General features: G+C 62.2%; 28 protein-coding genes, 1 tRNA gene and 1 pseudogene. 17 read left to right on the plus strand and 13 right to left on the minus strand.

Features of this window, described 5'->3' with window-relative positions; genetic code table 11:
• Window positions 1–4 precede the first annotated feature (4 nt).
• The 4 genes from VIZ63_RS07900 to VIZ63_RS07915 all read left to right on the plus strand — a co-directional run bounded on the left by VIZ63_RS07900 (window position 5) and on the right by VIZ63_RS07915 (window position 4,028).
• Window positions 5–1,318: a Gfo/Idh/MocA family oxidoreductase gene (locus tag VIZ63_RS07900; RefSeq protein WP_331609008.1), complete on the plus strand. Its 1,314-nt coding sequence runs from the start codon at window positions 5–7 to the stop codon at window positions 1,316–1,318.
• Between the two features lie 447 nt (window positions 1,319–1,765).
• Window positions 1,766–3,037, plus strand: coding sequence for an FAD-dependent oxidoreductase (locus VIZ63_RS07905; protein WP_331609009.1), 1,272 nt, complete (start codon window positions 1,766–1,768; stop codon window positions 3,035–3,037).
• A gap of 120 nt (window positions 3,038–3,157) precedes the next feature.
• Window positions 3,158–3,562 carry a PPOX class F420-dependent oxidoreductase gene (locus VIZ63_RS07910; RefSeq protein ID WP_331609010.1) on the plus strand — a complete coding sequence of 135 codons (405 nt, stop codon included), beginning with the start codon at window positions 3,158–3,160 and terminating at the stop codon, window positions 3,560–3,562.
• A gap of 76 nt (window positions 3,563–3,638) precedes the next feature.
• A complete protein-coding gene (locus VIZ63_RS07915) occupies window positions 3,639–4,028 on the plus strand; it encodes a GFA family protein (protein WP_331609012.1) in 390 nt (129 codons plus the stop codon).
• A gap of 46 nt (window positions 4,029–4,074) precedes the next feature.
• On the opposite strand, the gene VIZ63_RS07920 is transcribed toward VIZ63_RS07915, so the two are convergent.
• Both VIZ63_RS07920 and VIZ63_RS07925 read right to left on the minus strand, forming a co-directional pair.
• Complete coding sequence (locus VIZ63_RS07920; RefSeq protein WP_331609013.1) at window positions 4,075–4,632, minus strand: GyrI-like domain-containing protein; 558 nt, start codon at window positions 4,630–4,632, stop codon at window positions 4,075–4,077.
• An 8-nt stretch (window positions 4,633–4,640) separates the two neighbouring features.
• Window positions 4,641–4,925: an EF-hand domain-containing protein gene (locus tag VIZ63_RS07925; RefSeq protein ID WP_331609014.1), complete on the minus strand. Its 285-nt coding sequence runs from the start codon at window positions 4,923–4,925 to the stop codon at window positions 4,641–4,643.
• 324 nt (window positions 4,926–5,249) lie between these two features.
• Here VIZ63_RS07925 and VIZ63_RS07930 point away from each other — a divergent pair, with 324 nt between their 5' ends.
• The gene (locus VIZ63_RS07930; protein WP_331609015.1) at window positions 5,250–5,780 is read left to right on the plus strand and encodes a dihydrofolate reductase family protein; all 531 of its coding nucleotides are present in this window, start codon (window positions 5,250–5,252) and stop codon (window positions 5,778–5,780) included.
• 52 nt (window positions 5,781–5,832) lie between these two features.
• On the opposite strand, the pseudogene VIZ63_RS07935 reads toward VIZ63_RS07930, so the two are convergent.
• From VIZ63_RS07935 to VIZ63_RS07950, 4 genes and pseudogenes are all read right to left on the minus strand, one after another.
• A pseudogene (locus VIZ63_RS07935) lies at window positions 5,833–6,161 on the minus strand (transposase); the annotation flags it as partial.
• A 302-nt stretch (window positions 6,162–6,463) separates the two neighbouring features.
• Window positions 6,464–6,688 carry a hypothetical protein gene (locus VIZ63_RS07940; protein ID WP_331609016.1) on the minus strand — a complete coding sequence of 75 codons (225 nt, stop codon included), beginning with the start codon at window positions 6,686–6,688 and terminating at the stop codon, window positions 6,464–6,466.
• A gap of 96 nt (window positions 6,689–6,784) precedes the next feature.
• Window positions 6,785–7,420, minus strand: coding sequence for a UPF0149 family protein (locus VIZ63_RS07945; RefSeq protein WP_331609017.1), 636 nt, complete (start codon window positions 7,418–7,420; stop codon window positions 6,785–6,787).
• Between the two features lie 385 nt (window positions 7,421–7,805).
• A complete protein-coding gene (locus VIZ63_RS07950; protein WP_331609018.1) occupies window positions 7,806–8,096 on the minus strand; it encodes a PepSY domain-containing protein in 291 nt (96 codons plus the stop codon).
• A gap of 111 nt (window positions 8,097–8,207) precedes the next feature.
• Here VIZ63_RS07950 and VIZ63_RS07955 point away from each other — a divergent pair, with 111 nt between their 5' ends.
• Genes VIZ63_RS07955 through VIZ63_RS07965 form a run of 3 tightly spaced genes read left to right on the plus strand, consistent with a single transcriptional unit; the run spans window position 8,208 to window position 10,561 of the window.
• Window positions 8,208–8,528, plus strand: coding sequence for a PepSY domain-containing protein (locus VIZ63_RS07955; protein WP_331609019.1), 321 nt, complete (start codon window positions 8,208–8,210; stop codon window positions 8,526–8,528).
• Window positions 8,529–9,194, plus strand: coding sequence for a response regulator transcription factor (locus VIZ63_RS07960; protein WP_331609020.1), 666 nt, complete (start codon window positions 8,529–8,531; stop codon window positions 9,192–9,194). It begins immediately after the preceding gene.
• Window positions 9,191–10,561, plus strand: coding sequence for a sensor histidine kinase (locus VIZ63_RS07965; protein WP_331609021.1), 1,371 nt, complete (start codon window positions 9,191–9,193; stop codon window positions 10,559–10,561). The genes VIZ63_RS07960 and VIZ63_RS07965 overlap by 4 nt, the downstream gene beginning before the upstream one ends.
• Window positions 10,562–10,648: 87 nt before the next feature.
• Here the strand turns inward: VIZ63_RS07965 and VIZ63_RS07970 are convergent, their stop codons facing one another.
• The 3 genes from VIZ63_RS07970 to VIZ63_RS07980 all read right to left on the minus strand — a co-directional run bounded on the left by VIZ63_RS07970 (window position 10,649) and on the right by VIZ63_RS07980 (window position 13,348).
• Entirely contained in the window at window positions 10,649–11,392 is a 744-nt protein-coding gene (locus VIZ63_RS07970) for a slipin family protein (protein ID WP_331609023.1), read from the minus strand.
• Window positions 11,393–11,579: 187 nt separating this feature from the next.
• The gene (locus VIZ63_RS07975) at window positions 11,580–12,965 is read right to left on the minus strand and encodes a nodulation protein NfeD (RefSeq protein WP_331609024.1); all 1,386 of its coding nucleotides are present in this window, start codon (window positions 12,963–12,965) and stop codon (window positions 11,580–11,582) included.
• Between the two features lie 309 nt (window positions 12,966–13,274).
• Window positions 13,275–13,348 (minus strand) — tRNA-Gly (locus VIZ63_RS07980).
• 71 nt (window positions 13,349–13,419) lie between these two features.
• Between VIZ63_RS07980 and VIZ63_RS07985 the strand changes: the two genes are divergently transcribed.
• The 3 genes from VIZ63_RS07985 (at window position 13,420) to VIZ63_RS07995 (ending at window position 15,676) form a co-directional block, all read left to right on the plus strand.
• A complete protein-coding gene (locus VIZ63_RS07985; protein ID WP_331609025.1) occupies window positions 13,420–14,307 on the plus strand; it encodes a LysR family transcriptional regulator in 888 nt (295 codons plus the stop codon).
• A 64-nt stretch (window positions 14,308–14,371) separates the two neighbouring features.
• A complete protein-coding gene (gene trmB / locus VIZ63_RS07990) occupies window positions 14,372–15,088 on the plus strand; it encodes a tRNA (guanosine(46)-N7)-methyltransferase TrmB (protein WP_331609026.1) in 717 nt (238 codons plus the stop codon).
• A 252-nt stretch (window positions 15,089–15,340) separates the two neighbouring features.
• Entirely contained in the window at window positions 15,341–15,676 is a 336-nt protein-coding gene (locus tag VIZ63_RS07995) for a DUF6763 family protein (protein WP_331609027.1), read from the plus strand.
• Window positions 15,677–15,861: 185 nt separating this feature from the next.
• On the opposite strand, the gene VIZ63_RS08000 is transcribed toward VIZ63_RS07995, so the two are convergent.
• Window positions 15,862–17,172 (minus strand): AmpG family muropeptide MFS transporter, encoded by a 1,311-nt coding sequence (locus VIZ63_RS08000; protein WP_331609028.1) that lies wholly within the window; start codon window positions 17,170–17,172, stop codon window positions 15,862–15,864.
• 167 nt (window positions 17,173–17,339) lie between these two features.
• On the opposite strand from VIZ63_RS08000, the gene pyrE reads away from it, so the two are divergent.
• The gene (gene pyrE / locus VIZ63_RS08005; RefSeq protein ID WP_331609029.1) at window positions 17,340–17,975 is read left to right on the plus strand and encodes an orotate phosphoribosyltransferase; all 636 of its coding nucleotides are present in this window, start codon (window positions 17,340–17,342) and stop codon (window positions 17,973–17,975) included.
• A 136-nt stretch (window positions 17,976–18,111) separates the two neighbouring features.
• Window positions 18,112–18,756 (plus strand): DUF4124 domain-containing protein, encoded by a 645-nt coding sequence (locus VIZ63_RS08010; protein WP_331609030.1) that lies wholly within the window; start codon window positions 18,112–18,114, stop codon window positions 18,754–18,756.
• Window positions 18,757–18,974: 218 nt separating this feature from the next.
• Here VIZ63_RS08010 and dut read toward each other — a convergent pair whose 3' ends face one another.
• On the minus strand, window positions 18,975–19,472 hold the full coding sequence (dut, locus tag VIZ63_RS08015) for a dUTP diphosphatase (protein WP_331609031.1): 498 nt from the start codon (window positions 19,470–19,472) through the stop codon (window positions 18,975–18,977).
• Complete coding sequence (coaBC, locus tag VIZ63_RS08020) at window positions 19,459–20,724, minus strand: bifunctional phosphopantothenoylcysteine decarboxylase/phosphopantothenate--cysteine ligase CoaBC (RefSeq protein WP_331609032.1); 1,266 nt, start codon at window positions 20,722–20,724, stop codon at window positions 19,459–19,461. Before coaBC ends, dut begins: the two co-directional genes overlap by 14 nt.
• Before the next feature lie 189 nt (window positions 20,725–20,913).
• Between coaBC and radC the strand changes: the two genes are divergently transcribed.
• The 3 genes from radC (at window position 20,914) to rpmG (ending at window position 22,134) form a co-directional block, all read left to right on the plus strand.
• The gene (radC, locus tag VIZ63_RS08025) at window positions 20,914–21,588 is read left to right on the plus strand and encodes a RadC family protein (RefSeq protein ID WP_331609135.1); all 675 of its coding nucleotides are present in this window, start codon (window positions 20,914–20,916) and stop codon (window positions 21,586–21,588) included.
• A 137-nt stretch (window positions 21,589–21,725) separates the two neighbouring features.
• Window positions 21,726–21,962 (plus strand): 50S ribosomal protein L28, encoded by a 237-nt coding sequence (rpmB, locus tag VIZ63_RS08030; protein ID WP_331609033.1) that lies wholly within the window; start codon window positions 21,726–21,728, stop codon window positions 21,960–21,962.
• 16 nt (window positions 21,963–21,978) lie between these two features.
• Entirely contained in the window at window positions 21,979–22,134 is a 156-nt protein-coding gene (gene rpmG / locus VIZ63_RS08035) for a 50S ribosomal protein L33 (protein ID WP_331609034.1), read from the plus strand.
• 425 nt (window positions 22,135–22,559) lie between these two features.
• Here the strand turns inward: rpmG and VIZ63_RS08040 are convergent, their stop codons facing one another.
• Window positions 22,560–23,738: a DesA family fatty acid desaturase gene (locus VIZ63_RS08040; protein ID WP_331609035.1), complete on the minus strand. Its 1,179-nt coding sequence runs from the start codon at window positions 23,736–23,738 to the stop codon at window positions 22,560–22,562.
• Window positions 23,739–23,924: 186 nt separating this feature from the next.
• Here VIZ63_RS08040 and mutM point away from each other — a divergent pair, with 186 nt between their 5' ends.
• A complete protein-coding gene (gene mutM, locus VIZ63_RS08045) occupies window positions 23,925–24,740 on the plus strand; it encodes a bifunctional DNA-formamidopyrimidine glycosylase/DNA-(apurinic or apyrimidinic site) lyase (RefSeq protein ID WP_331609036.1) in 816 nt (271 codons plus the stop codon).
• Window positions 24,741–24,742: the final 2 nt, after the last annotated feature.

A 24,742-nucleotide genomic window follows, 5' to 3' on the forward strand; every position in this document is an offset into this window, starting at 1 on the left:
CCGCATGAAGATTGCTTTCGTGGGCTGCGGCTATGTCTTCGACATCTACATGCGCACCAAGTGGGCGTACCCGGAACTCGAGGTCTGCGGCATCTTCGACATCGACACGGCACGATCCGCCGTCGTGTCGCAGCACTATGGATTCCACAGTTACCCGAGTTACGAGGCGCTGCTCGCAGATCCGCAGGTGGAGATCGTCGTCAACCTCACCAGCATCCAGTCGCACTACGATGTGATCCGGCGCGCGATCGAAGCCGGCAAGCATGTCTATTCCGAAAAGCCGTTGACCACGGAACTCGAACGCACCCGCGAACTGGTCGAACTCGCCAAGGCGCGCGGCGTAGTGTTCACCGGCGCGCCGCCGAATCTGTACTCGGACGCGATCTGCACGCTCTGGAAAGCCGTGCGTGATGGTGCGATCGGCCGGCCAATCCTCATCTATGCGGAGCTGGACGACAACCCGGCGCACCTCATGCAGCTCGACAAGGTGCAGAGCCCGACCGGCGCACCCTTTCCGTATGCCGAGGAACTGCAGGAAGGCTGCACCATCGAACACGTTGCGTACCACCTCGTCTGGCTATGCGCGATGTTCGGTCCGGCCACCTCCGTCACTGCCTTTTCGAAATGCCTGGTGCCCAACAAGCGAACTCCCGTACCGCTGTCGCCGTCGGACACCGCGGATCTCTCGGTCGCCTGCATCGACTTCGCCAATGGCGTTGCGGCGCGCGTGACCTGCTCATGGGTTGCGCCACGCGATCATCGCTTTCGCGTGATCGGCGACGAAGGCGAGATCAGCGTCGACAACATCTTTCACGATCAATCGCCCGTGCGGCTCGAACGCTTCTCGCGGGTCAGCCTGAGCGGTCGCAAGGCCTACACGGTGCGCACGCATCCGATGATCGGCCGCCTGGTCGGCATCGGCGGACGTCGCCTGCCGCTGATGCGACGCTGGAAGTCGCACGCGGGCGAGGAACGCGGCGTCGGCACCTCGCTCAAACACAAGTTCGTCAGCTGGCTGCGCCGCCGCCAGATTTACTCCACCGATAAATTCCTCGGCCTCGCCGAAATGGTCAGGGCCATGCGCGAGGGTCGGCCGCAGCCCATGTCGGCCGATTTCCTGCTGCATCTCAACGAACTCACGCTCATGATCGGGCGCGCCGGTCCGCAGGGCCACTCGACGACACCCGTCACGACCTTCGGGTCGTTCGACTGGTTTCCGGATGCAATCGACGACACGCCGAACTATCGAACCCGCTATCGACCAAAGTTTTTGGAGAAGCTGCTCACGGGTGTGGTGGCTGCGCTGCATCGGCGCTGAGCATCCGCAGCTTCGATCAGCACGCTTCTGGGAAGCCCACCCAAGCAGCGTGCCTCTGGCGACTGGATGGATGGGGGGAGGGGCTTGGCGGGCCCGATCATCACCGGGAAGGGCAACGCAGGTAGGCACTCCCCAGTCAGGATGGCACTAAGCCGTGCGGTGCGCGACAGCGAATCGACACGCAACGCTGCCATGACCCTGATGCGGCGGCGACCTCTTCGACGCTGCGATAAAACAACGGAAGGTCTCGCCAAGACCCTCCCCCCGTCCTTCCGGTCGCCGGCCGATAGGCGCACGCGAACAAGCCCTGCCCGCAGACTGAACTCCGCTGCGATCCGTCCTGAACAACAGCGGCGCCCGCTCCGATCAGCAGTGGGCAGCCGCGCACGCTTGGTGCACTATTGCGCGGGAAAGCCTGTCGACACCGAGGTTTTGTGAGGTGCGCCAATGCCGGACCACCCAGTCACCCGACGCGATGTCCTTGCGTCACTCGCGGCGGCCGCGAGCGTATCGTCCGCCACCGCAGTGACCACGGAGCCGTCCACGAGAAAGCCGTCGACCGGCTCTCCCGACATTATCGTCATCGGCGCCGGTGTCTTCGGCGCGTGGACCGCATGGCACCTGACCAAACTCGGTAAGCGCGTGCTGCTCGTCGATGCCTGGGGCGCGGCGAATGCGCTGGCATCCTCCGGCGGCGAATCACGCATCACACGCACGGCCTATGGCCGGGATGCCCTCTACAGCCGCATGGCCTGGGAATCGCTGACCGACTGGCAATGGCTGTCGGCACGTGCGGGCCTGCCGATCTTTCATCCCATCGGCGTCCTGTTCTTCTTTCAACGCATGGAACCGTATGTGCAGCAATCGCTGCAGGCACACCGGGACCTGGGCATTCCGATCGAAGCGCTGGACCGGGCCGAACTCAAACGCCGCTATCCACAGATGGTGTGGGACGACATCGAGGTCGGCCTGTTCGAACGCGATCGCGGCGCCTTGATGGCACGCCGCGCAGTCCAGACCCTGGTGCGCGAATTCGTCGCGGCTGGCGGCGAGTATCGTCAATGCGCCATCCCGCCGCTCGCCGCCTCGGACACATTGAAAACATTGAAGACGAGTGCAGGGGAATCGTTGCGAGCCGATCAGTTCGTCTTTGCGTGCGGGCCCTGGCTGCCCAAGCTGTTCCCGCAGTTGCTGGGCTCGAGAATCTTCCCGACGCGGCAGGCGGTCTTTTTCTTTCGCCCGCCCCCCGGTGATGAACGCTTCGCGCCAACGCAGTTGCCCTGCTGGGCCGATTTCAACGACGGCGACATCTACTACGGTTTTCCGACGCTCGAAGCGCGCGGCTTCAAGATCGCACACGACCAGCACGGCGCACCGATGGATCCGGACACCGCAGAGCGGATGACGGCCCCCGCCGAGCTGCACGACGTGCGCACCTTCATGCAACGCCGCTTCCCGGCACTCGCCGATGCGCCTGTATCGGAAACACGGGTGTGTCAGTACGAAAACAGTTCGAACGGCGATCTGCTGATCGATCGTCACACGCAATGGAACAACGCCTGGCTCATCGGTGCCGGCTCCGGCCACGGTTTCAAACACGGTCCCGCGGTCGGTCGCTATGCCGCCAGGCGCATCGTCGGTGAATTGCCCGACAGCGCGATCGAAGCGCGCTTCAGCCTGGCGAGCAAGACACAGCAGCAGCATCGCGACGTGCATTGAAAGCAGCCCGACCGGAAGGGCTGCCGGGCACTGGGCTGCTGGCTGGAATCGATCGCGCGGACAGGGAACACTCCTCACCAGGATTTGCCAGAACACCCGCTCCGGGAGCACTGTTCAGCCATGAACGACTTACGACCTTTCGATCCTGCCGGCGAAACCTACGTGAGTCTCGCCACCTATCGCCGCAATGGCGCCGAGGTCAGAACGCCGGTATGGATCGCGCGAGGCGACGATCGCTACTACGTGTTCAGTGCGGGCGATGCAGGCAAGGTGAAACGCATCCGCGTTACGCCCCGCGTGCGGCTGGCTGCGTGCGATCTGCGCGGCAACGTGAAGAGCGCCTGGATCGATGGTGAAGCGCGACTCATCACGGAACCCACCGGGATCGCCGCCGCATTGCAGGCGCTGCGTCGCAAGTACGGCCTGCAGATGCGGCTCACCGATTTTTTCGCGAAGCTCTCTGGACGGTTTCAAAAGCGCGCGTATATCGAGATCTCCCTGAAGACGCACCCCGAAACGCAGTAAGCCGCCGCGGTCAGCGAAACCGCGGCGTAAAGGCGCGCAGGAAAAACGCGACATTTTCCAGAACCGAGGGACAGCGATGATCGAAGGCTCATGTCACTGCGGCGCGGTTCAATGGCGAGTCGACGGGATGCCGGACGGCGCCACGGCGTGCAACTGCACCATGTGTCGCCGCTATGGCGCACTGTGGGCCTACGACTTCGAAGGCGAAGACATTCATGTGTCTGGTCCGACACAGGCCTACGTACGCGGCAAGGCTATCGGCTTTCACTTCTGCCCGACGTGTGGCTGCATCGCATTCTGGCGATCGTTGCAACTCGACGCTGACGGGCGACGGCGCATCGCCGTCAACTTGCGACTCACCGAACCAGATGCAGTCGCACAGATTCCGATCGATCATTTCGACGGATTGGTGACATTCGACGATCTGCCGCGAGATGGACGATGCGTCGCGGATTACTGGTTCTAGCGGCGGCCACCGGACATCAACGCAACGTCGATGCTGCGACTGGCGACTACGCCCCGAGCCCCTCGCTGGCGAAGCGATGGCGGGTCAACGAGGCAGCGAGTTCGTCAGCGCGATTGCGCGGCGCGACTGGAATCCACACTTCGACGCCACCCGTCCCTGCATGCGGGTCGAACGACGGCCCATAACGCTCGAACGGCGTGCCAACGCAGATCTGTCCCGAGCCCGGCAGCCACGAATCGTGGATGCCATCCCAGGTCGTGCGTACCGAGGCGACGGAGCCGCGATGCAGGAATACAGCACAGCGCTGGGCAGGAATGCACATCAGTGTGAAGTTGCGCGGCACCGAGGAGAAGTTCGCGACTTCGACTGCGCAGAGATATTCCATTTCGCCGGGCTGCTCGGTGTCATAGCGAACCCCGTAAGCAGCATCGCCCACCTGTCCGACGAGGTTTCCCACGCAGGGAGCAAAACGCCGCCACAGCGCGGCAATGCCGTCGGAACAGTCTTTGACGGCGAAACGCTCGCTCATGCCCGCGATGAGCATTCGTTCGTTACGCGCATGTCGCGTTGGTTGCAGTGCGCGCGCCGAACCACGTCCTCTCATGGTCGTCATCATCCATCGGCCTTGCCGCGCGTCGTTGCCGACTCGAACTCGCTGCGGGTCACGAATCCATCGCCGTCCACATCGCTGTCGACGAAGATATCCAGCAGCTGGCGGTTGTAACCGGCTTCGGTGCGGCTCAGGCGATTGTCACCGTTCCTGTCCAGAAGCTCGAAGGCCGGCATCTGCGTTGCGGCACGCTGCTCCTGCGCCACCCCTGCCGTCGATGCGCAGCACAGCGCCAGACCAAGACAGGCAGCCAGCGAATGTGCCGGCGACCGGAAACTCGAATGCATGTCATCTCCCTTGGTGACCGGCGTATCGCCGGTGCGAAACAGCTCGCTTCAGCAATACAGAAGGAATCGTAGATAGGTCAGCGCAGAGAATCTGTCGCGGGTTTGTAAAGGATCGCAGGGGAAGCGATCTCGATCTGCGGTCGACGCGCGGGGGGCGTACATTTGCGTTACAAAAATCGTGCAGGATCCAGGGATGCAGCCCCCGGAGGACGACCGAACCCGGAAGCGCAGTGACGATGCAGAATCAGTCGATCTGGCTCGCAGCCGATCGCACAATCGCAACCAGAACCACGCGGATGTGCCGCGTAAGGAAAGGCAGTGGGTATGGCCAAGCTCGTATTCGGAATGAACCAGTCCCTGGACGGCTACGTCGACCACCTGGCGTTTGGGCCAAGCCCCACGCTCTTCCGTCACTTCATCGAGGAGGCTCAGGGGCAGTCAGGCAGTGTGTACGGTCGCCAGATGTATGAAGTCATGCGTTACTGGGACGACGAGCACCCTGAATGGAATGCAGACGAACGCGCTTTCGCGGCAGCGTGGCGGAAGCAGACGAAATGGGTCGTGTCGCGCTCGTTGAAGTCGGTCGGCCCCAACGCCCGGCTCGTGGAGGATGATCTTGAAGGCGCGATGCGCAAGCTGAAGGCCGAGATCGACGGCGAGATCGAAGTAGCCGGTCCGAATCTGGCACACAGCCTCACCGGCCTTGGCCTGATCGATGAGTATCGAATCTACCTGCACCCCGTCGTGCTGGGTCACGGCAAGCCCTACTTCGCTGGACCCCGACCGCCGCTGCGCCTTTTGACTATGGATCGGATTGGCGAGGATGTGATCAGGCTGGTCTACGTTCCTGCTTGATCTGGCGACCCGACGGATGGGGTCGCCGCTGCAGTCTGATCTTGGGTGAATCCAAGGGCAGCTCATGCTCCCGATCGATCATCGCTTTGCGCTCGGATCGCCGATGCGACCGAGCGCGCCGGCTAAAAAATCGATCTCCAGTGCCTGTTGGCCGATCTTTGCGTGCAGTTCCTTGATGGCCGGCTGCGCAGTTTTTTCCGCACTTGCGCCGAACGCCTCCATCGCTCGCTCGAGCAGCTGCGTCTTCCATTGCGTCACCTGCGTCGAGTGCACGTTAAAGCGTTCGGCGATCTCGATCACCGTCTGCTGGCCCTTGACCGCTTCCACGGCTACTTTGGCTTTGAACGCCGGTAAATGATTGCGTCTGGATCTCTTGCTCATTGATGCTCCTGAATTCCGGCGATATCTTCGCCGACAAGAGCAGAGCCGTCACTTAGCCGGCTGTATCAAAAAGCGGGACCACCTCTGTTGAACCGCATGGGACTAGAACCCCGCCGAAGCCAGCGATGAGTCGAAGTTGCCCATGAAGTCTGTAAACGCGCGCTCGTAGGCTTGCTGCGTGCTTTCTGGGTCTCTTCGCCGCTTTCGCCAGAATCGACGCCGACGTCAGGTCATGTGCCTGCAGCCACGGCAACGAAGGCGTAGGCATTGCGACGTCGATCTCGCAGCCTTACGTTTCGCGATCAACGCATTTCATCGTCGCTGTGGTGGACACAGCAAGTTCTGACGTGAGTGTCGGCCATGAATTTCTTGCGAAACGCAATTTCTTCTCGCGCCATCTGGCGAACAGCTCGATCGGTCGTACCTTCGAGCAACTCGAGAATGTCGCTCGTGCTCATCATTTCCATTTCATCAGGCGACGGTATCCGAGGGCGTCGCTCGAACAACTTGAGAAGCGAAGCCAGCATGAGATGAACCTACCTCGTGACGCATTGCTTCACTGCGAGCAACACCGCTTGCATTTCTTTCGCCGCCACCGGGCGAGGCGCGTTACACAGGATTTTCTAGTGAGCGCGCCACTTGGACGTCGGCGGTGGTCGCCGATCGAGCCAGTATTGATGAAGAGCCCGAGCGCATTGCGGAATGGCGTCACGCGCACGCGCTTGCTCCGACTTGCTCATGGCTTCCACCTCGCTCGCCCCCGCCTCGCTGCCCCACAGCTCGATCGGCCGCAGCAGCTCTTCGATCTCCTTTCCGCCCTCGTTCCATGCGTCCTCGTCCAGCGCGAGACCGCGCAGGTATCCGACGCACCATTCATCGACGATCAGCTCGATCTGTCCATCGACTTCGCTGGCTTCGAAAAGCGGCTCGAAGGAATCTGGCGACTCGGCCAGTGTCGCGGCAATACCATTCTGATGGCGCAGGATGAGCTCGAGCACGTCCCCGAATTGCTCGGGCGACTCCCAGGCCGGTTCCTCATCTCCCCAGATGGCGGGCAACCATGTCTTCGGCTGTAGCGCGTTCGGGCCACTGACAATCGCCGTGAGGAAACCATCGAGCTCGGAAATGCCGAGAATGCCTTCATCGCCACCGGCCGCAGCAATGGCATCGCTGGCTTCGACTTCCATGCGCTCGAGCAGAAAATCATCGAGCTCCTCGATTTCGTCCTCATCGAGCGGATTGGAGATATTGATATTCAATGCAAAGGGCTCCTGAAACTGTGCGCAGTTTACGCTCGATCAGGAGTGTGTTCGACCATTGCGCAGTCGGATCGCCGCTGACGAAGGCGTTTTTCGTGAGACGCGACGTTCGGCAGTTCGTGTGTCCTGCAATCTACTTCCTACTTCTGGCCAGAACTCGCTCCGATCCGCACAGAAAGCGAGGCCCAGTGGCCGACAGCATGCCCGGCTGTGACCGATAGGAATTCCACGGGAAGCGGGACTCACAGCTGGATCTCTGGATCTCGTCGCCCCTCACCAAGTCCGGCGCCGACGTCCGATCGTCTGCCTGCGGTCACGGAACCGCGAACGCGAAGTGAAAGCCATCCGCTGCCGGATGGCTTTCCGTTCCAGCTGGCGTTACTGGTCAGTCCATCTCCCGCGACAGGATTTCTCCGGTGCGGCGATCGACCAGCAACTCCACTTCGCGACCGTTGGCGTCGCGCCCTTCGACTTCGACCACCAGATCGCGCAGTTCGATCTCTTCGATGCGGATGCCCTGCGCAACCAGCCGGCTTTCGATGTCTGCAATACTCAGCACATCGGCTGCCTCCACCGGTGTCGTTGTCTGCGTCTGAGCCAGGGCGACGCCTCCCGTGACGACCAGCACTCCGGCGAGGACGGCAGTGCGCAGCGACTTGCAATTGGAATGGGACATGATGAGTTCCTGTTCGTTGATTGGGTTCGGCGACCTTAGCCACCCCCGGCTGACACGCAGCCATCAGCGATCGTCAGCGTCTTGTCAGCTCATCGCAGGCATCGTAACGATATGAACAGGATCAAGTACTTGGCGGGGTTCGTGTTGGGCGCAATCATCGCGCTCGGCGTGTCGTCGAGCGTCGCGGACGACGCTGTCGAGCTTGATCGCGATTCGATCCGACAGGCGCTGAAGCGTGGTGAGGCTCTGCCGCTGGTGCGGATACTGGCGATCGCGCAGCAGGCCGTACCCGGCGAGGTCATCGAGGTCGAACTTGAACGAGATGACGGCAAGCTCATCTACGAAATAAAAGTACTGACGACGAAGGGTCGCGTGCGGGAAATCGAGATCGATGCCCGCACTGGCTCGGTGCTGGCGATTGAGGACGACTGAATGCGTGCGCTGATCGTAGAAGACGAAACGGACGTCGCTGCGGATATCGCGCAGGCGATGCAGGAGGCCGGGTTTGTCGTCGACGTCGCCAGTGACGGCGAGGACGCCTGGTTCCGCGGCAACACCGAAGACTACGACGTAGCCATTCTCGATCTGGGATTGCCGCGCATCGATGGCCTGACCGTGCTGCGTCGCTGGCGCAGTGAGCAGCGCTCGTTCCCGATCATCATTCTCTCCGCCCGCAATGACTGGACCGAACGCGTTGCAGGCATCGAAGCCGGCGCGGACGACTACCTCGGCAAGCCGTTCGAGATCGGCGAACTCATCGCGCGCGTGCGGGGATTGATTCGTCGCGCGGCCGGACACACCTCCGCGTCCATCGCCGCCGGCAAGCTGTTACTGGACACGAATCGCATGTCAGCGACCTACGCGGGCCGACCGGTGCGACTGTCGCAGCTGGAGTTTCGCTTGCTGCATTACCTCGCTCATCAGACTGGACGCGCCGTGTCGGCCGGGGAACTGGCGGAGCATTTGTACGGTGCAGCGGACCCAGGCGATGCGAATGCGATCGAAGCACTCGTGATGCGTCTACGACGCAAGCTCGATGCAGACGCCATCGAAACCCGTCGCGGATTCGGCTACCTGCTCGCAGGCAGCGGCGAATGAAAGCCGGATCATTGCGCGTACGCCTGCTGCTGGGAGCAGCCGTCGCCGTGTTTCTGGCGCTGGCCGCCGCCTGGTTGGCAATGACGCTGCTGTTTGAACGGCACCTTGAACATCGCGCTGAAGCCGACCTGATCCGCGATGGCACGCAGCTCGCCGCGAGCATCGCCGTCAACAAGGACGGCGTTCCGACCCTGCGCCGCGAACCCGATGATGCCCGCTTCGCGGAGCCGGCCAGCGGTCTGTACTGGCAAGTGTCGACTCAAAGGGGCAGCCTGCAGTCGCGATCGCTCTGGGACGAGAGCCTGCCCGCATCCGCTGTGGCGAAGGCGGGTGACTGGTCGACCCGCTTCGTCCCCGGTCCGTTCGAAAAAGAGCTGTTGCTGGTTGAGCGGATCGTTCGACCCGAACGCGGCGGACTCGATGTGCTGCTGCAGGTCGGCCTCGAGAACGCGTCACTGCATCGGGCCCGCGATGAGTTCGGCGACGAACTCGCTCTGTTCCTCGCATTGTTGTGGCTCATTCTGTCGGCCGCTGCCTGGGCTCAGGTCGAGCTGGGCCTGCGCCCCCTGAGCGCGGTGCGCAACGAAGTCGAAGCACTCAAGCGCAATCCGCGTGAACGGCTCAGCACGACGCACGCGAAAGAGATCGAGCCGCTGACGCGCGCCATCAACGAGCTCGCCGATGCGCGCGAAAGAGATCTGGCCAGAGCGCGGCGACGCGCCGCCGATCTCGCACACGCACTCAAGACACCACTGGCGGCACTCGCCGCACAAAGCCGTCGCGCTCGAACGACGGGCGCAGCCGAAGCAGCCGATGGCCTGGATCGCGCCATCGCGGCCGCCAACGCGGCCGTCGACGGCGAACTGGCACGCAGTCGCGCCGCCGCGATTCGTGCTGCACCCACCGTATCAACCAGTGTGGCATTGCCGCTCATCGACTCGATCGTCGGCGTGGTCGAACGCACGGAGTCCGGCGCCCTGCTCGTCTTCGATGTGAACGTGCCCGATGCGCTGACGATCCCCGTCGCGGCAGAGGACCTGCTCGAATTGATGGGTGCGCTCATCGAGAATGCGGCGCGTTACGCACGGCGTCGCGTCCAGATCAATGGCAGCGCGTCATTGCAACAAAGCGAACTGAGCGTCGAGGACGACGGCCCGGGCATCGATGCGGAACTGATTGCTCAAGCCATCGCGCGCGGTGGACGACTCGATGAGATCGGCAGCGGTCACGGACTCGGGCTTGCGATCGCCAGCGATCTCGCCGAAGCGACCCGGGGCCGTTTAGCGCTGACCCGGTCGGCGCTGGGCGGACTGAAGGTGTCGATCGCGTGGCCGCTAGCAGCTGCTGACGGGGCCACGGCTATCTGATTGTCCTTCGACAAGCTCGGGACGAACGGATGAGGAAGCCGTTTCGACTCTTCTGCGTTCGTACCGAGCCAGGTCGAAGCCCTCACGCTACTCGCGCCGAACGTCGATCAACGGCTTGATCAGATCCAGTGGCAACGGAAACACGATCGTGGACGTCTTTTCGCTCGAGATGTCTGCAAGCGTCTGCAGATAGCGCAGCTGCATCGCGCGCGGATCGGCACCCAGCTCACGCGCTGCCTCGACCAGCATCGCAGCCGCCTGCTTCTCGCCCTCCGCATGAATGACCTTCGCACGCCGCGTGCGCTCGGCTTCCGCCTGCTTGGCGATGGCGCGAATCATCGTTTCATCGAGGTCGACGTGCTTGATCTCGACGTTCGCCACCTTGATGCCCCAGGCGTCCGTCGCCTGATCGAGAATCCGTTGAATGTCCAGGTTGAGCTTGTCCCGTTCAGAGAGCATTTCATCGAGCTCGTGCTGACCGAGAACGGAACGCAGTGTCGTCTGCGCGAGTTGGCTCGTCGCCTCGAAGGGACTGGCGACCTGAATGATGACGCGGGCGGGATCGACGACACGGAAGTACACGACCGCATTCACCTTCACAGACACGTTGTCGCGTGAAATCACGTCCTGGGTGGGCACGTCGAGCACGACCAGGCGCAGATCGACCTTGACCATGCGCTGTAGGAAGGGAACGACGATGATGATGCCCGGACCCTTGGTGCCCGTGTAACGGCCCAGCGTGAAGATCACACCGCGCTCATATTCGTTGAGCACTCTGATCGCTGAGAACAGCAGAATCAGAACGATGATAGCGGCGACGATGAATGCCATGGCGGATGCTCCGTGGAAACATTGGGATTTATCAGTGCCATTGGACTGAAGCCCACAGCGCAGTCTTTGTTTCCTGTGAGTTCGACTTTCCCCCAGGGGATTTCCTGCGGTCATAGTCGAACTTCCTGAGGGAACTGTCCGGCTAAAGCCGGACCCCACAGGGAAACCGCACTACGAACTCCGGATTTCACTGCTTCTGCGCATCGAGCGGTTCGACTTCCAGCGTCAGCCCATTGACCCGAACGACACGCAATGACTGACCGCTGTGCACCGGTGCGCGGGTTACGGCGTTCCAGATTTCACCCCGGATGCGCACCGGCCCGCTGCCATCGAAATCGGTCATGGCAACCGCGGGCTCTCTCAGCAACTGGTCCGCACCCGTGGCAACCGGCTGACGGCGTGAGCGCATGAAATACGACACCATCAGCAGGACCATCAGCGCGCCCGCGAGCGCCATGCCACCAACGAGAGGTCGCGCAATCTGAAAGCCGGGCGTCTGCGTATCCATCAGAATGATGGAGCCGATCACGAACGCGATGACGCCACCGGCGCCCAGCACACCAAAGCTTGGAGCGAACGCTTCACCGACCATGAGCGCGACCCCCAGCAAGATCAGCCCGAGCCCGGCGTAGTTCACCGACAGCACCTGGAACGCGTACAACGCCAGCAGCAACGCAATCGCACCGACCACGCCAGGCAGCACGGCGCCGGGGCTGTAACCTTCGAGCAGCAGGCCGTAGATGCCGACCAGCATGAGCAGGTACGCGACATTGGGATTCGTGAGGACGGCGAGCAGCTGTGTACGCCAGTCCGTTTCGACTCGCTCGACGACGAGCTGCTGCGTATCGAGCGTCACTTCCCCGGCGACCACCTTCACGACGCGGCCGTGCATCTGTTGCAGCAGGTCCGCCATGTCGGTGGCAACGATATCGATGACCTTCTGCTGTAGTGCCGCCGTTGCAGTCAGGCTCTTGGCGGAACGCACCGCCGACTCCGCCCACTCGGCGTTGCGACCCCGCAGTTCGGCGAGCCCGCGGATATAGGCAATCGAGTCATTGACCGCCTTGCGCTCCATCGCCGTGTCAGGCTCGGACTGGTCCGCGTCGCCCTTGTCTTCGTCGTTCCTGTCCTTGTCACCGGATGGAGGCGGAGTTCCACCGATCTGCACCGGCGTCGCGGCGCCAAGATTGGTTGCCGGTGCCATTGCCGCAACATGGCTTGCGTAGAGAAGGTAGGTACCCGCGCTCGCGGCACGTGAGCCGGATGGCGAAACATAGATCGCGACCGGAACCGGCGATGCCAGGATCGCCTGGATCATCTCGCGCATCGCAGAGTCGAGGCCGCCGGGTGTATCCATCTCGAGAATCAGCAGCCTGGCATTGCGCTCGCGAGCGCTCTCGAGTGTGCGCACGAAGAAACTGCTGGTAGCCGGCCCGATGGCGTCATGAATGGTGAGCAGCAGAGCAACATTCGATTCAGGGGCGGCGGGTTTTTCCTGCGTCGCTCCGAAAGCGGCGCCTATCAACATCACCGCGAGCAACCCCATCCATCGATGGCGCTTCGCGATGCTCATGTCACCTCCGCCGATCAGACCACCCCGCGGAAGATCTTAGGCAGCGGATTGCCGCAGTGCTATTCGCGATAACACAACCGGCCCAGGACGCGCGCGGAGCCCGTTCCAGTGGTGCCTGGCCGCTCCCTCAGCTCTGCGATCTGCGCTTCCCGAGCGCCAGGACCTTTGTTGGTTCGGGTGGCGTCGAGCCAGAGAAACCCGCAGCCGGGATGCGCTTCACCCACCACCTACCGTCAACTACGAACGGAGGTATGACGCGCGTATTGCGCCTGCATTCAGGGTGCTACTGTCACACGGAAACGAAGAGAGTGGAGCGGGTGATGGGAATCGAACCCACGCTAGTAGCTTGGGAAGCTACAGTTCTACCATTGAACTACACCCGCACAGGCGGTGATTCTATGCACCCCGGCGGCTGAACAGCAACCTGACTTGCTATTGATTGGAAGACAGCATCGTGCGATTCGATTTGCGTGACCTGGAATTGTTCGTGGCTGTGGCCAACGCGGGCAGCATTGCGCGTGCGGCGGAGCGATCGCATACGGTTGCGTCGGCCATCAGCAAGCGCATCTCGGACCTGGAAGAGAATTTCGGCACTGCGCTGCTGTCGCGCGGCGCGAAAGGCGTGGAGCTGACAGCGGCCGGCCATGCGCTGCTCATCCGGGCCCGGGTGCTGTTGCATCAGGCCAAACAACTCGACGAGGAGATGCGACGCCACGCGACCGGCGCACGCGGCTATGTGCGTGTTTTCGCCAACATTTCGTCGATGGTCGAGTTCCTGCCGGCCGCCCTGGCGTCGTTTGCAGCGAAGCACCCGGACATCCATGTGCACCTGGAGGAGCACGTGAGCGCCGTCATTGCGACGGCCGTGGCCAACAACTCTGCCGACCTGGGGATCATCAGCGAACAACCGGCCATCGACGGACTGACGGCGTTGCCGTTCCGCCGCGACGACCTGGTCGTCGTCACGATGCCCTCGCATGCGCTGGCGAACCGCACCTCACTAACCTTCGCGGAAGTTGCGGAGCTGCCGTTCATCGGGTTGCACGCGGATAGTTCACTGCATCATCTGCTGACCCGCGCCGCGGTCGAGGCCGGTGTCGCGCTGAACTGGCAGATGCATGTCACGAGTTTCGATGTGGCCTGTGCGATGGTCGCCGCCGGGCTGGGCGTCAGCGTCGTACCACGGGCAGCGAGCACGCTCTACATCAAGTCGCTCGCGCTTTCTGCCATTCCATTGACGGACGACTGGGCTGCGCGCCACTTGTTTCTGTGCACTCGATCCGGTGCCGAACTTCATTCGGCCGCACGCGTTCTGCTGGACCACCTGCGCGAGTCCGGCTGAATCGACATGGGCCTGATATCATCGCGCGCCGTTTCGGCCAGACAGCCGATTTTGCCAGCGCGACATGACTTCCGACAAGACTCCTTCCGATTCACCGACGCCGGAGCTTCCGCGACATCGCAGCGTACGCAGCTTCGTGTTGCGCACGGGGCGTGCCACCGTCGCGCAGCAACGCGCGATGACCGAGCTGTGGCCGACGTATGGCGTCGAATTCACGAACCAGACGCTCGATCCGCTATCGCTCTTCGGCCGCGATGCGCCACGCATGATCGAGATCGGCTTCGGCAATGGCGAGGCGCTGCTCGACTTCGCACAAGCGAATCCGCAGATCGACTGCCTCGGCATCGAAGTGCACCGACCCGGTGTCGGCCACCTGATGCTCGGCGCGCAGTCCGCGTCACTCACCAACCTGCGCGTGATGTGTCACGACGCAGTTGAAGTCCTGAAGCAGCTGCCGGATGCATCGATCTCGTTCGTGCACGTTTTCTTTCCCGACCCCTGGCACAAGAAGCGCCATCACAAGCGCCGATTGATTCAGCCGCCGTTCGTCGCGCTGATCGCTCGCGTACTGAAAAGAGATGGACTGTTCCGACTCGCCACCGACTGGGAGCATTACGCGCTGCAGATGCGCGAAGTGCTCGATGCTTCCGCAGAGTTCAGCAACGTGGCCGGCGAGAAGGGTTATATCGACCGTCCCGCGATGCGTCCGCTGACGCGCTTCGAAAAGCGCGGACATCGATTGGGACATGGCGTGTGGGACATGGAGTATCGCAGGACGTGACGAAGGTGCTGTGAATGACGAGGGCAAGACTCGCTTCAACCGCGCGCGACTTTCGTGCCCCTCGTGACCTTTGTCACCGCATGTCATTTGATACTCTTGATGCTCTGCGGAAAAAATCCCTCTTGAATCCGCAGGCTCACAGGCATACAACAGATCTCGCCGACAGCATCGCTGCCGACACATGCACGCAGAAAGACCTTGATTGCAAGGGACTGCGAATCCGCCCGAACGGACCTTGTTACGGAGGAAGTCATGACGTCGCCGAGTCCGGTTGTTGGGGATTGGTATCGCCGGATGGACGGCTCACTCTTCGAAGTCGTGGCCATCGACCGCGATGACGGCACCGTCGAGGCGCAACACTTCGACGGCACCCTGGAAGAATTCGATCTCGAATCCTGGGACGAGCAGCAGTTCGAAGAAGCGAAAGCGCCCGAGGACTGGAGCGGCTCCGTCGATATGGAACCCGAAGACTACGAGAACGAACGCGAGGTCACGTCGATGGGCGCGGCCTGGGCAGATCCACTGACGAGCCTGGATCGTGCCGAAACATCGGGCTACTCAGAGTGGCCAACCCCGCGGGAACTGTAGTCCGACCATAAACTCAACCGTTCGGCTGTGATCGAAAGGTCACCAACGCGACCGCTGGTGGCCAACGGTGACCAACGGTGACCAACGGTGACCAACGGAAATCCCACGGGGAAATCCCACGGGAAATCCCGCGGGAAATCTCACGCGTAGGCCGAGCTCACAAGCAGGGCGACAGTCCATGCCTCTTATTTCCCAGAGGCGACTCTCTCCACGTCGTCGATGAATCCGCGCCGGATCATGATCCAGAACAGAACCACGCCCGGCACGGCAATCAATGTCGTCAACAGATAGAAATTCACGTAACCGAAACGCTCGATGAGCGCTCCCGCGGTTGTACCGGTCAGCACGCGACCAACGACACTGGCAGCGGCCGAGATGAGCGCGTACTGAGTCGCGGTATAGCGCAGATCGCAGAGCGCCGAGAAGTACGCGACGACCGTCACACCGCCAATGCCGCTTGCGATGTTCTCGAAGCCAATGGCGCCAGCCATGCCCCAGTTCGAATGCCCGAGCGCCGCGAGCCCCGCGAAACTCAGATTGGACACCGCCATCAGGACAAGACTGATCAGCACCGCCCGTTTCATCCCCAGGCGCGAATACATGGCGCCGCCGATGAAGATACCGATGAGATAGGCCCAGAAGCCGAAGCCCACGTCATAGAGGGCGATCTCGCCGTTGGTGAACTGCAGATCGTCGAACAGCAGGCGGAAAGTGAGATTTGCGAGCGTGTCGCCGATCTTGTGCAGCAGAATGAACAGCAGCACCAGTGCCGCGCCGCGTCGGCGAAAAAATTCAGCGAGTGGCGCAAGCACCGAATCGAGTACGGACTTGAGGCCTTTGCGAATCTCCGGCTCGCGATGGCGTGCGGGTTCGCCGAGCAACAGACCGACCAGCATCGCCGGCAGCATGAAGATGGCGCAGGCGATATAGGCCGCCTGCCATCCCATCCGTGCCGCGATGACGAGTGCCAACGCACCCGCGGCCACTGAGCCGATGCGCCACCCGTACTGCGACATGCCGGAGCCGACGCCGAGCTGGCGCGGCTCGAGCGATTCGATGCGATAGGCATCGATGACAATGTCGTACGTCGCGCCTGCGGCGCCCACCAGGATTGCCGCGACAGCCGTAGCCATCAGACTGGCCTTCGGATCCACCAGCGCCAGATTGATGATCGCAGCCATCGTCAGCACGCCGACGAACAGCAGCCACGACACCCGCTGCCCGAGTCGACCCAGCAGCGGCAGCCGCACGCCATCGACGACCCAGGCCCACAGCCATTTCAGGTTGTAGACCAGGAAAGCCAGCGTGAACGCGGTCACCGCGCGCTTGTTGATGCCGTCCTGCGCCAAGCGGGTGGTAAGCGTCGAGGCGATCAGCGCGTAGGGCGCCCCCGAGGAAATGCCGAGAAACAGTGCGGCGATCGGCGCTGCTTCCGTGTACGGGCGAACGGCGGCGGGTACATGGGCCCGCCACCCGAGAGACTGCGTTGAACTCAAGAAACGTGACTCCGCGGGACCGACGTCGACAGGGTTAATGCGGCGATGATGCCGAACGAAGACGCCATCCGAAAGCAGACGTAGTCGTGACAACGCTTGCGCCTGTCGCCGCGGAGGGGTCTTCGCCTACTATGCGCCACCTCCACTCTTGCCGCGCGGCGACTCGCATGTCTGCATCCTTCATCGATCTGTGCCTCGACCTCGGTGTGCTGCGCTTCGGCGAGTTCAAGCTCAAGTCCGGTCGCACGAGCCCCTATTTCTTCAACGCCGGCCTGTTTCATTCCGGACGGGCACTGGCGGCGCTGGGCCGGTTCTATGCCGGTGCGATTCAGCAGGCCAATCTGCAGTTCGATGTGTTGTTCGGCCCAGCCTACAAAGGTATTCCGCTCGTATCGGCAACCGCCATTGCGCTGGCAGATTGGAACAATCGCGACGTGCCCTGGAGCTTCAACCGCAAGGAAGCCAAAGCTCATGGTGAAGGCGGCAACATCGTGGGGGCGCCATTGCGAGGCCAGGTGCTGATCATCGACGACGTCATGACCGCAGGTACAGCCATTCGCGAGTCGGTCGAATTGATACGGGCCGCGGGTGCAACGCCGTCGGGCGTCGTCATCGCACTCGATCGGCAGGAGCGCGGACAGACGGAACGCTCCGCGGTGCAGGAAGTCGAGCAGGTTCTGGGACTGCCAGTCACCAGCATCCTCAAGCTCATGGACCTGATCTCCCACCTCGAGGCCAAGGGGGATGAGCAGCAGCTGGCCGCTCTGCAGCGCTATAGAAATGAGTACGGTGTCGCGACCTGAGCGCGCGGATCCCCCGCCCTGTTGACCTGGAAAGGTGCGCCCGCCCTATAGTAGTGGGCAGCCCGATCCGGAAAATCCCGCTGGGCGGCGCTGCCGCTCCTATTGCCGACCTGTCGCGATGCTGAGGAAGGACACAGTGCGATTCACGATCCAGACTGCCGCTCTGCTCGCAGCACTTGCGTGTAGCGGTCCCGTCGTGGCCGCATCGTCCTCATCGTCCCAGGCAGCGTTCTATCGCTGTCGGGATGCATCCGGCCAGACGCACTACGGAGATTCGAAGCCCCGTCAGTGCGAAGGCCTCGACACCGAAGTACTGAACAACAATGGCATCTTGATCCGGGTCATCGAGGGCACCGTGTCACGCACAACCCGCGAGCAGCGGGAGATCAGCGAGTCGGGCGCTCGCAAGCAACGCGAGCAGCGACAGTTGCGCGACAAGATGCTCATGGATACCTACCTGGCGGTCGAGGACATCGAACGTTTGCGCGACCAGCGACTGGAGCTTCTCGATTCTCAGTACCGCGTAACCGAACAGAATATTGCCAACCTGCGTGACCGGCAGAAGCGCCTGGAGCAGCAGGTCGCGCGCTTCAAACCCTACAACGACAAACCGAATGCACCGCCGCTGCCCGACCATCTGGCGGAGGAAATGGTGAACACGGTGAACGGCATGCGCGTCTATCAGCAAACCCTGGCGGGCACGCGTCGCGAACAGGACGAGATCAAATCGACTTTCAGCGCCGACATCGCGCGCTTCAAGGAACTGAAGGGGATCAAGTGACGACGCGGCTGAGGCCATTGGCTCCAGCAAGCTTCGTCATCCCCGTGACCAACGGCGACCAACGGAAGTCCCACGGGGGAATCCCGCGGGATGTAGACGGGGATCCATCCAGCGGATTCTCAGATGGATTCCCGCATTCGCGGGAATGAGGAAATTTGGATTCCGCACGGAATTTTCCGAGATTCTTCCCGCCTATGCGGGAACGACACTGACGGAAGTCAGCTCCGTCCCGAACTCCCAAACCCGCCCGCGCCGCGTTCTGACGCCGCGAATTCATTCACGACGTCGAATTCCACCTGCAGCACCGGCACCACGACGAGTTGCGCAATGCGCTCCCCCGGCTGAATCGTGAAGGTCGTCTGACCGCGGTTCCAGCACGAGACGAAGATCTGACCCTGATAGTCCGAGTCGATCAGGCCGACCAGGTTGCCGAGCACGATGCCGTGCTTGTGACCGAGGCCCGAGCGCGGCAGGACGATCGCGGCCAGGCCCGGATCGTCGAGATGAATCGCAATACCCGACGGGATCAATTGCGTGTCACCGGGTTTCAATTCCAGCGACGCGTCGATGCAGGCCCGCAGGTCGACACCCGCAGAACCTGAGGTCGCGTACTGCGGCAAGGGATAGTCGCGCCCGATGCGGGGATCGAGGATGCGGACTTCGAGTCGACGCCGCGCAGCGGCGGCAGGGGCGGTCAGCCCGTCAGCGAGTGGCATGAATAGCGGGTCGGTTCTGCATCGTTGTAGTGGCCGGCGCACCGGCTTGTTCTGATGAATCGCGCTGCCGGTAGCGCTCCGCGATTACCTCGACCAGCTGGCGCGCCAGCGCGGCCTTGCTGGTCAGCGACAGCTCCTGCTTGCCACCGCGCCAGTACACAGTCAGCGCGTTGTCGTCCTTGTCGAAAGCGAGCCCTTCGCCAACCTTGTTGGCGGCGATCATGTCGAGGTTCTTCGAGTTGAGTTTCGTCAGCGCGTTGGCTTCGACATTCTCGGTCTCTGCGGCAAAACCCACCAGGAACGGCGGCGACTCGCTACGGCCGATCGTCGCGAGCACGTCCGGCGCGCGCGCCAGTGACAACGTCATGCTGTCGCTGGTCTTCTTGATCTTCTGGCAGGCGATTTCGCTACAGCGATAGTCCGAAACCGCCGCCGCCGAGATGAAAATGTTGGCGTCGACCACCTGGGCCTGGACAGCGGCCAGCATCTGATCCGCCGTCTCGACCGCAATCTTCTCGACGCCGGGAGGAATAGCGATCTGCACCGGGCCACTGACCAGCACGACCTTCGCGCCAGCCTGACGCGCGGCTTCGGCGACGGCAAAACCCATCTTTCCGGAACTGCGATTGCTGATGAAGCGCACCGGATCGATAGCCTCGCGCGTCGGGCCCGCGGTTATCACGACTTTCAGGCCCGCGAGCACACCTTCGACGGGCACGGCGGCGAATACTTCCTCGGCGATCTGCACGGGCTCGAGCATCCGACCAACACCCACTTCGCCACAGGCCTGCTCGCCGCTGGCCGGACCGAGCACACGGATGCCACGGCTCTGCAGCAGCTTCACGTTCGCCTGGGTTGCCGCATTGGCCCACATCTGGCGATTCATGGCGGGTGCCACGGTGATGGTCGCCGTGGTCGCGAGACACAAGGTCGCGAGCAAATCATCCGCAAACCCATGCGCGAGCTTCGCGAGAAAATCCGCGGTCGCCGGCGCGATCACGACGTCGTCGGCCCAGCGCGCGAGCTCGATATGACCCATCGCGGCTTCCGCCGCGTGATCCCACAAATCAGTGCGAACCGGTTTGCCGGAAACCGCCTGGAAGGTCAGCGGCGTCACGAACTCCTGTGCTCCGCGGGACATCACGACCTGTACGTCCGCGCCGCGCTCCACGAGGCGACGCACGAGATCGGGACTCTTGTAGGCGGCGATGCCACCGGTCACGCCGAGCAGGATTTTTCTGGCTGGGGTCATGGGCGGGATTATGGGCGCGGCCCGCGAACAGCCGCAAACGAACAGGCGGCATACCTGCATTCCCAAGGGGCATGGTGGATGCGCATTTCTTGGGGTAATGAGCAGGAATCGAGGTATCCGGCGCCTGACCGGGCTTCGATAATGACGCAAGGCCGGGAATCAGGAATCTCCGGACGGAGAATGAAGGGAATGTCGATCTGCGATTGGCCGGTGGGGGAACGGCCGCGGGAGAAACTCCTCGAACTCGGCCCCCAGGCACTCAGTGAGGCGGAACTCCTGGCCATCCTGATCCGGACCGGGACCCGCGGTCGCAGCGCCATCGACGTGGCCCGAGACCTGCTGACCGAGTTCGGCTCACTGCGCTCGTTATTGACCGCCGACAAGGAAAAGGTCTGCGCAGCCCATGGACTGGGGCCTGCGCGGTATGCCGCTCTCCAGGCGGCCCTCGAACTCACCCGCAGGCATTATCAGCAGCTGATGTTGACCGGCTCGGCACTTGCAAACCCCCGCGCCACAAAGGAATTCATGCGAATGCGGCTGCGGGATCTGCCGTATGAGGTCTTCTGCTGCGTCTACCTGGACAATCGCAACCGGGTGATCGCCTTCGACGAATTGTTCCGGGGCACGATCGACGGGGCCAGCGTCCATCCCCGGGAGGTGGTCAAGGAAGCTCTCGCAAGGAACGCTGCAGGCGTCATCCTGGCCCACAACCACCCGTCGGGGGTGGCGGAACCCAGCCAGGCGGACGAACTCATTACGCGGCGCCTGAAGCAGGCTCTGGCGCTGGTCGACATCCGGGTGCTGGATCACCTGATCATCGGGGACGGGGTCTGCGAATCCTTTGCCGAACGGGGGCTTTTGTAGGCCCCGAAAGCACACCGAGGACTGCAATTTCCGATCTTCCGTCCTTGCTCGTTCGCCAACCCACTGGTATAAAGCGCGACTCATTTTTCCGGCCTGCCCTTCACACACTGAAGCGGCGCGCCACCCGAGGAATCGCCATGGCCAGAGTCTGTCAGATCACCGGCAAGAAGCCGATGACCGGAAATCGCGTTTCGCACGCCAACAACAAGCGTCGTCGCCGCTTCCTGCCGAACCTGCATTCGCAGCGCTTCTGGCTCGAAACCGAGCGCCGTTTCGTTCGTCTGCGTCTGACGACGAAGGGCTTGCGCACGGTCGAAAAGAAAGGCATCGAAGTGATCGTTGCCGAACTGCGCGCCCAGGGCGTCACGGTCTAACGCGGAGCACTGAACCATGCGCGAAAAAGTCAAACTGCTGTCGACTGCTGGCACTGGTCACTTCTACACCACGACCAAGAACAAGCGCCTGCACCCGGACAAGATGGAAGTGAAGAAATTCGATCCCAAGGTACGCAAGCACGTTGCGTACAAGGAAGCGAAGATCAAGTAACAGCCGTCGCCCGCTGGCCCACGTCAGCGGATGGATGCAGAAAAACCCGCCCTTCGGCGGGTTTTTCGTTTCCGGGGTAGTGTTGTTGCGGGTTCGACTTTCCCCCGCGGGATTTCCGCTGGTCGCCTGCGGTCGGGATCCCCCAATGCGCACAGTCGAACGTCGACGGAGAGCCGCCAGCGGCACATCTACTGAAGCCCAATGGCGCGGACTCGAGGACGACCCGAGTGAGTTCCTGAGGTGGGTTCGACTTTAGTCGAACATCAGCGGAGTACCGCCTGCGGCACGCACGCCCGGCGATGACGAACGGAAGTCCCGCCGGACCCGCGGGAAGCATTCAGACGCAGCCATATTCTGAATTCTCCGTCCCAAATGAAAAACCCGCCTTGCGGCGGGTTTTTCTTCGACTCTTCCGCACCTGTTCGTCAGGCCGGCTGCATCGCGTAGCCGCGCAGGCTGGCCGCAAAGTCCTGCAGGACCTTGATCCGACTCGCCTCGGCCTGAACGATCCACTCCCTCAAGTGTGCGAGCAGCGACTCGTTGCTCATGTTGGTGCCATTCCACAGCACCCGCAGACGTTCGCGGAATTCGTGGACGGTGTGCAGCGTCTGGTTGTTGGCCAGCACTTCCTTGAGCTTCGACTGCGCCGCCTGGTCGAGCAGCACCGGCTCGCGTACCAGCAGCTTCTTGACGCGACCGGTGAGCTGGCCGCTGGCCGCTGTAACCTGCTCGCGGAACACAGGCACGGTGACATTGCGCGAGTACTCACGCAGCACGTGCATGCGATTGACGATCACTGCACGCACCGTCTCGAGATCGATATGGCTGCGCGGCGCGACACGAGCAGGCGACGGCGCCACGCGAATCACCCTCGCCAGGCCGAGCGCCTGGAAAACGCGGATATAGAGCCAGCCGATATCGAACTCCCAGCGGTGCACCGAGAACTTGGCCGAACTCGGGAAGGCATGGTGATTGTTGTGCAGCTCTTCGCCGGCCACGAGAAAGCCCCACGGCATCACGTTTCGCGCTGCATCCGGGCACTCGAAGTTGCGGTAGCCGTAGTAGTGGCCGATGCCGTTGATGACGCCGGCGGCCATCAGCGGATTCGCCAGCATCTGCGCGGCAATGATGATGATGCCCGGCACGCCGAACAGCAGAAGATCGATGACGACCATGAACACGATGCCGAAGTTGCGATACTTCAGATAGACATTGCGCTCCATCCAGTCATCGGGCGTGCCGCGACCGAACTTCTCCGTGGTCTCGGGATTGCGCGCCTCGGCCTGGTACAGCTCTGCGCCTTCCAGCAATACTTTCTTCAGGCCATGGATGACCGGGCTGTGCGGATCGTCCTTCGTCTCGCACTTTGCGTGATGCTTGCGATGCACGGCGACCCATTCGCGGGTGACGATGCCGGAGGTCATCCACAGCCAGAAGCGGAAGAAATGCCGCAGCGCGGGGTGCAGATCGAGACTGCGGTGGGTCGCATCGCGATGCAGGTAAAGCGTGACGCCCATGAAGGTGACCTGAATCATCAGGAAGGTCACGAGGACGTAGCCCCAGAAGTTAAGATTCAGAATTCCATAGAGAAAATCGAGGTTCACTGTGTACCCCTGCAAAACCGAAAGAATAATTCGCGGGACATAAGATGGCGAAGAGGCGCGGACTATAGCGGAGCCCTCCCTACCCCACAAATGAGCGAATCCCTGCTCTGGACTTGAGCTTGCCCCAAGAGGTGGACGCTCATTCCATACTGTGACGCCTATCTCACTGGCTTCAAGACCCTCGTCATGCCGGAATTACCGGAAGTTGAAACGACTCGGCGCGGCATCGAGCCTGCGGTGATCGCCCGTGTGATCGATCGGATCGTCGTTCGCGAGCCGCGACTGCGCTGGCGGGTGCCTGATGAGCTCCCAGCGCTCGCAGCGGGTCAGCGGGTGCAGCAATTGCGTCGCCGGGCAAAGTATCTGCTGTTCGATCTGGAGCGCGGTTCGATGATCCTGCATCTGGGGATGTCAGGCAGCCTGCGCGTCATGCCGGCGGATACACCGCCCCTGCCCCACGACCATGTCGATATCGTGATCGAGACCGGCCAGTGCCTGCGCTACAACGACCCGCGGCGTTTCGGCAGCCTGCTGTGGACGGAGGATGACCCGCTGACTCATCCGTTGCTTCGCATGCTCGCACCCGAGCCGCTGTCCGACGATTTCGACGCCGCGTATCTGGCGCGCGTCGCGAAGGGCCGCAAGGTGGCAATCAAGCAGCTGCTGATGAACAGTCAACTGGTGGTCGGCGTCGGCAACATCTACGCGAGCGAAGCGCTGTTTCATGCTGGCATCCGCCCGCAACGCAGCGCGACCCGCGTGCGGCGCGATGAATTTCCGGCACTGGTCCGATCGATCCGCAAGGTGTTGAACGCGGCGATTCGCGCAGGCGGCACGACGTTGCGCGATTACGTGAATCCGGAAGGGATGCCTGGCTACTTCCGCCAGAAATTATTCGTCTATGAACGCACCGGTGAGCCGTGCCGCGTGTGTCACACACCCATCAGGCAGATCGTGCAGGGACAGCGCTCGACGTACTTCTGCCCTCAGTGCCAGAAATAAGT

Origin of the sequence: Povalibacter sp. (assembly GCF_036520495.1) — a bacterium.
Taxonomy (GTDB): Bacteria; Pseudomonadota; Gammaproteobacteria; order Steroidobacterales; family Steroidobacteraceae; genus Steroidobacter.

Bases quoted from the DNA above. Each gene is read 5' to 3' on its own strand.
- VIZ63_RS07900 (WP_331609008.1), top strand. From the start codon at position 5: ATGAAGATTGCTTTCGTGGGCTGCGGCTATGTCTTCGACATCTACATG.
- VIZ63_RS07905 (WP_331609009.1), top strand. From the start codon at position 1,766: ATGCCGGACCACCCAGTCACCCGACGCGATGTCCTTGCGTCACTCGCG.
- VIZ63_RS07910 (WP_331609010.1), top strand. From the start codon at position 3,158: ATGAACGACTTACGACCTTTCGATCCTGCCGGCGAAACCTACGTGAGT.
- VIZ63_RS07915 (WP_331609012.1), top strand. From the start codon at position 3,639: ATGATCGAAGGCTCATGTCACTGCGGCGCGGTTCAATGGCGAGTCGAC.
- VIZ63_RS07920 (WP_331609013.1), bottom strand. From the start codon at position 4,632: ATGAGAGGACGTGGTTCGGCGCGCGCACTGCAACCAACGCGACATGCG.
- VIZ63_RS07925 (WP_331609014.1), bottom strand. From the start codon at position 4,925: ATGCATTCGAGTTTCCGGTCGCCGGCACATTCGCTGGCTGCCTGTCTT.
- VIZ63_RS07930 (WP_331609015.1), top strand. From the start codon at position 5,250: ATGGCCAAGCTCGTATTCGGAATGAACCAGTCCCTGGACGGCTACGTC.
- VIZ63_RS07940 (WP_331609016.1), bottom strand. From the start codon at position 6,688: ATGCTGGCTTCGCTTCTCAAGTTGTTCGAGCGACGCCCTCGGATACCG.
- VIZ63_RS07950 (WP_331609018.1), bottom strand. From the start codon at position 8,096: ATGTCCCATTCCAATTGCAAGTCGCTGCGCACTGCCGTCCTCGCCGGA.
- VIZ63_RS07955 (WP_331609019.1), top strand. From the start codon at position 8,208: ATGAACAGGATCAAGTACTTGGCGGGGTTCGTGTTGGGCGCAATCATC.
- VIZ63_RS07960 (WP_331609020.1), top strand. From the start codon at position 8,529: ATGCGTGCGCTGATCGTAGAAGACGAAACGGACGTCGCTGCGGATATC.
- VIZ63_RS07965 (WP_331609021.1), top strand. From the start codon at position 9,191: ATGAAAGCCGGATCATTGCGCGTACGCCTGCTGCTGGGAGCAGCCGTC.
- VIZ63_RS07970 (WP_331609023.1), bottom strand. From the start codon at position 11,392: ATGGCATTCATCGTCGCCGCTATCATCGTTCTGATTCTGCTGTTCTCA.
- VIZ63_RS07975 (WP_331609024.1), bottom strand. From the start codon at position 12,965: ATGAGCATCGCGAAGCGCCATCGATGGATGGGGTTGCTCGCGGTGATG.
- trmB (WP_331609026.1), top strand. From the start codon at position 14,372: ATGACTTCCGACAAGACTCCTTCCGATTCACCGACGCCGGAGCTTCCG.
- VIZ63_RS07995 (WP_331609027.1), top strand. From the start codon at position 15,341: ATGACGTCGCCGAGTCCGGTTGTTGGGGATTGGTATCGCCGGATGGAC.
- pyrE (WP_331609029.1), top strand. From the start codon at position 17,340: ATGTCTGCATCCTTCATCGATCTGTGCCTCGACCTCGGTGTGCTGCGC.
- dut (WP_331609031.1), bottom strand. From the start codon at position 19,472: ATGCCACTCGCTGACGGGCTGACCGCCCCTGCCGCCGCTGCGCGGCGT.
- coaBC (WP_331609032.1), bottom strand. From the start codon at position 20,724: ATGACCCCAGCCAGAAAAATCCTGCTCGGCGTGACCGGTGGCATCGCC.
- radC (WP_331609135.1), top strand. From the start codon at position 20,914: ATGTCGATCTGCGATTGGCCGGTGGGGGAACGGCCGCGGGAGAAACTC.
- rpmB (WP_331609033.1), top strand. From the start codon at position 21,726: ATGGCCAGAGTCTGTCAGATCACCGGCAAGAAGCCGATGACCGGAAAT.
- rpmG (WP_331609034.1), top strand. From the start codon at position 21,979: ATGCGCGAAAAAGTCAAACTGCTGTCGACTGCTGGCACTGGTCACTTC.
- mutM (WP_331609036.1), top strand. From the start codon at position 23,925: ATGCCGGAATTACCGGAAGTTGAAACGACTCGGCGCGGCATCGAGCCT.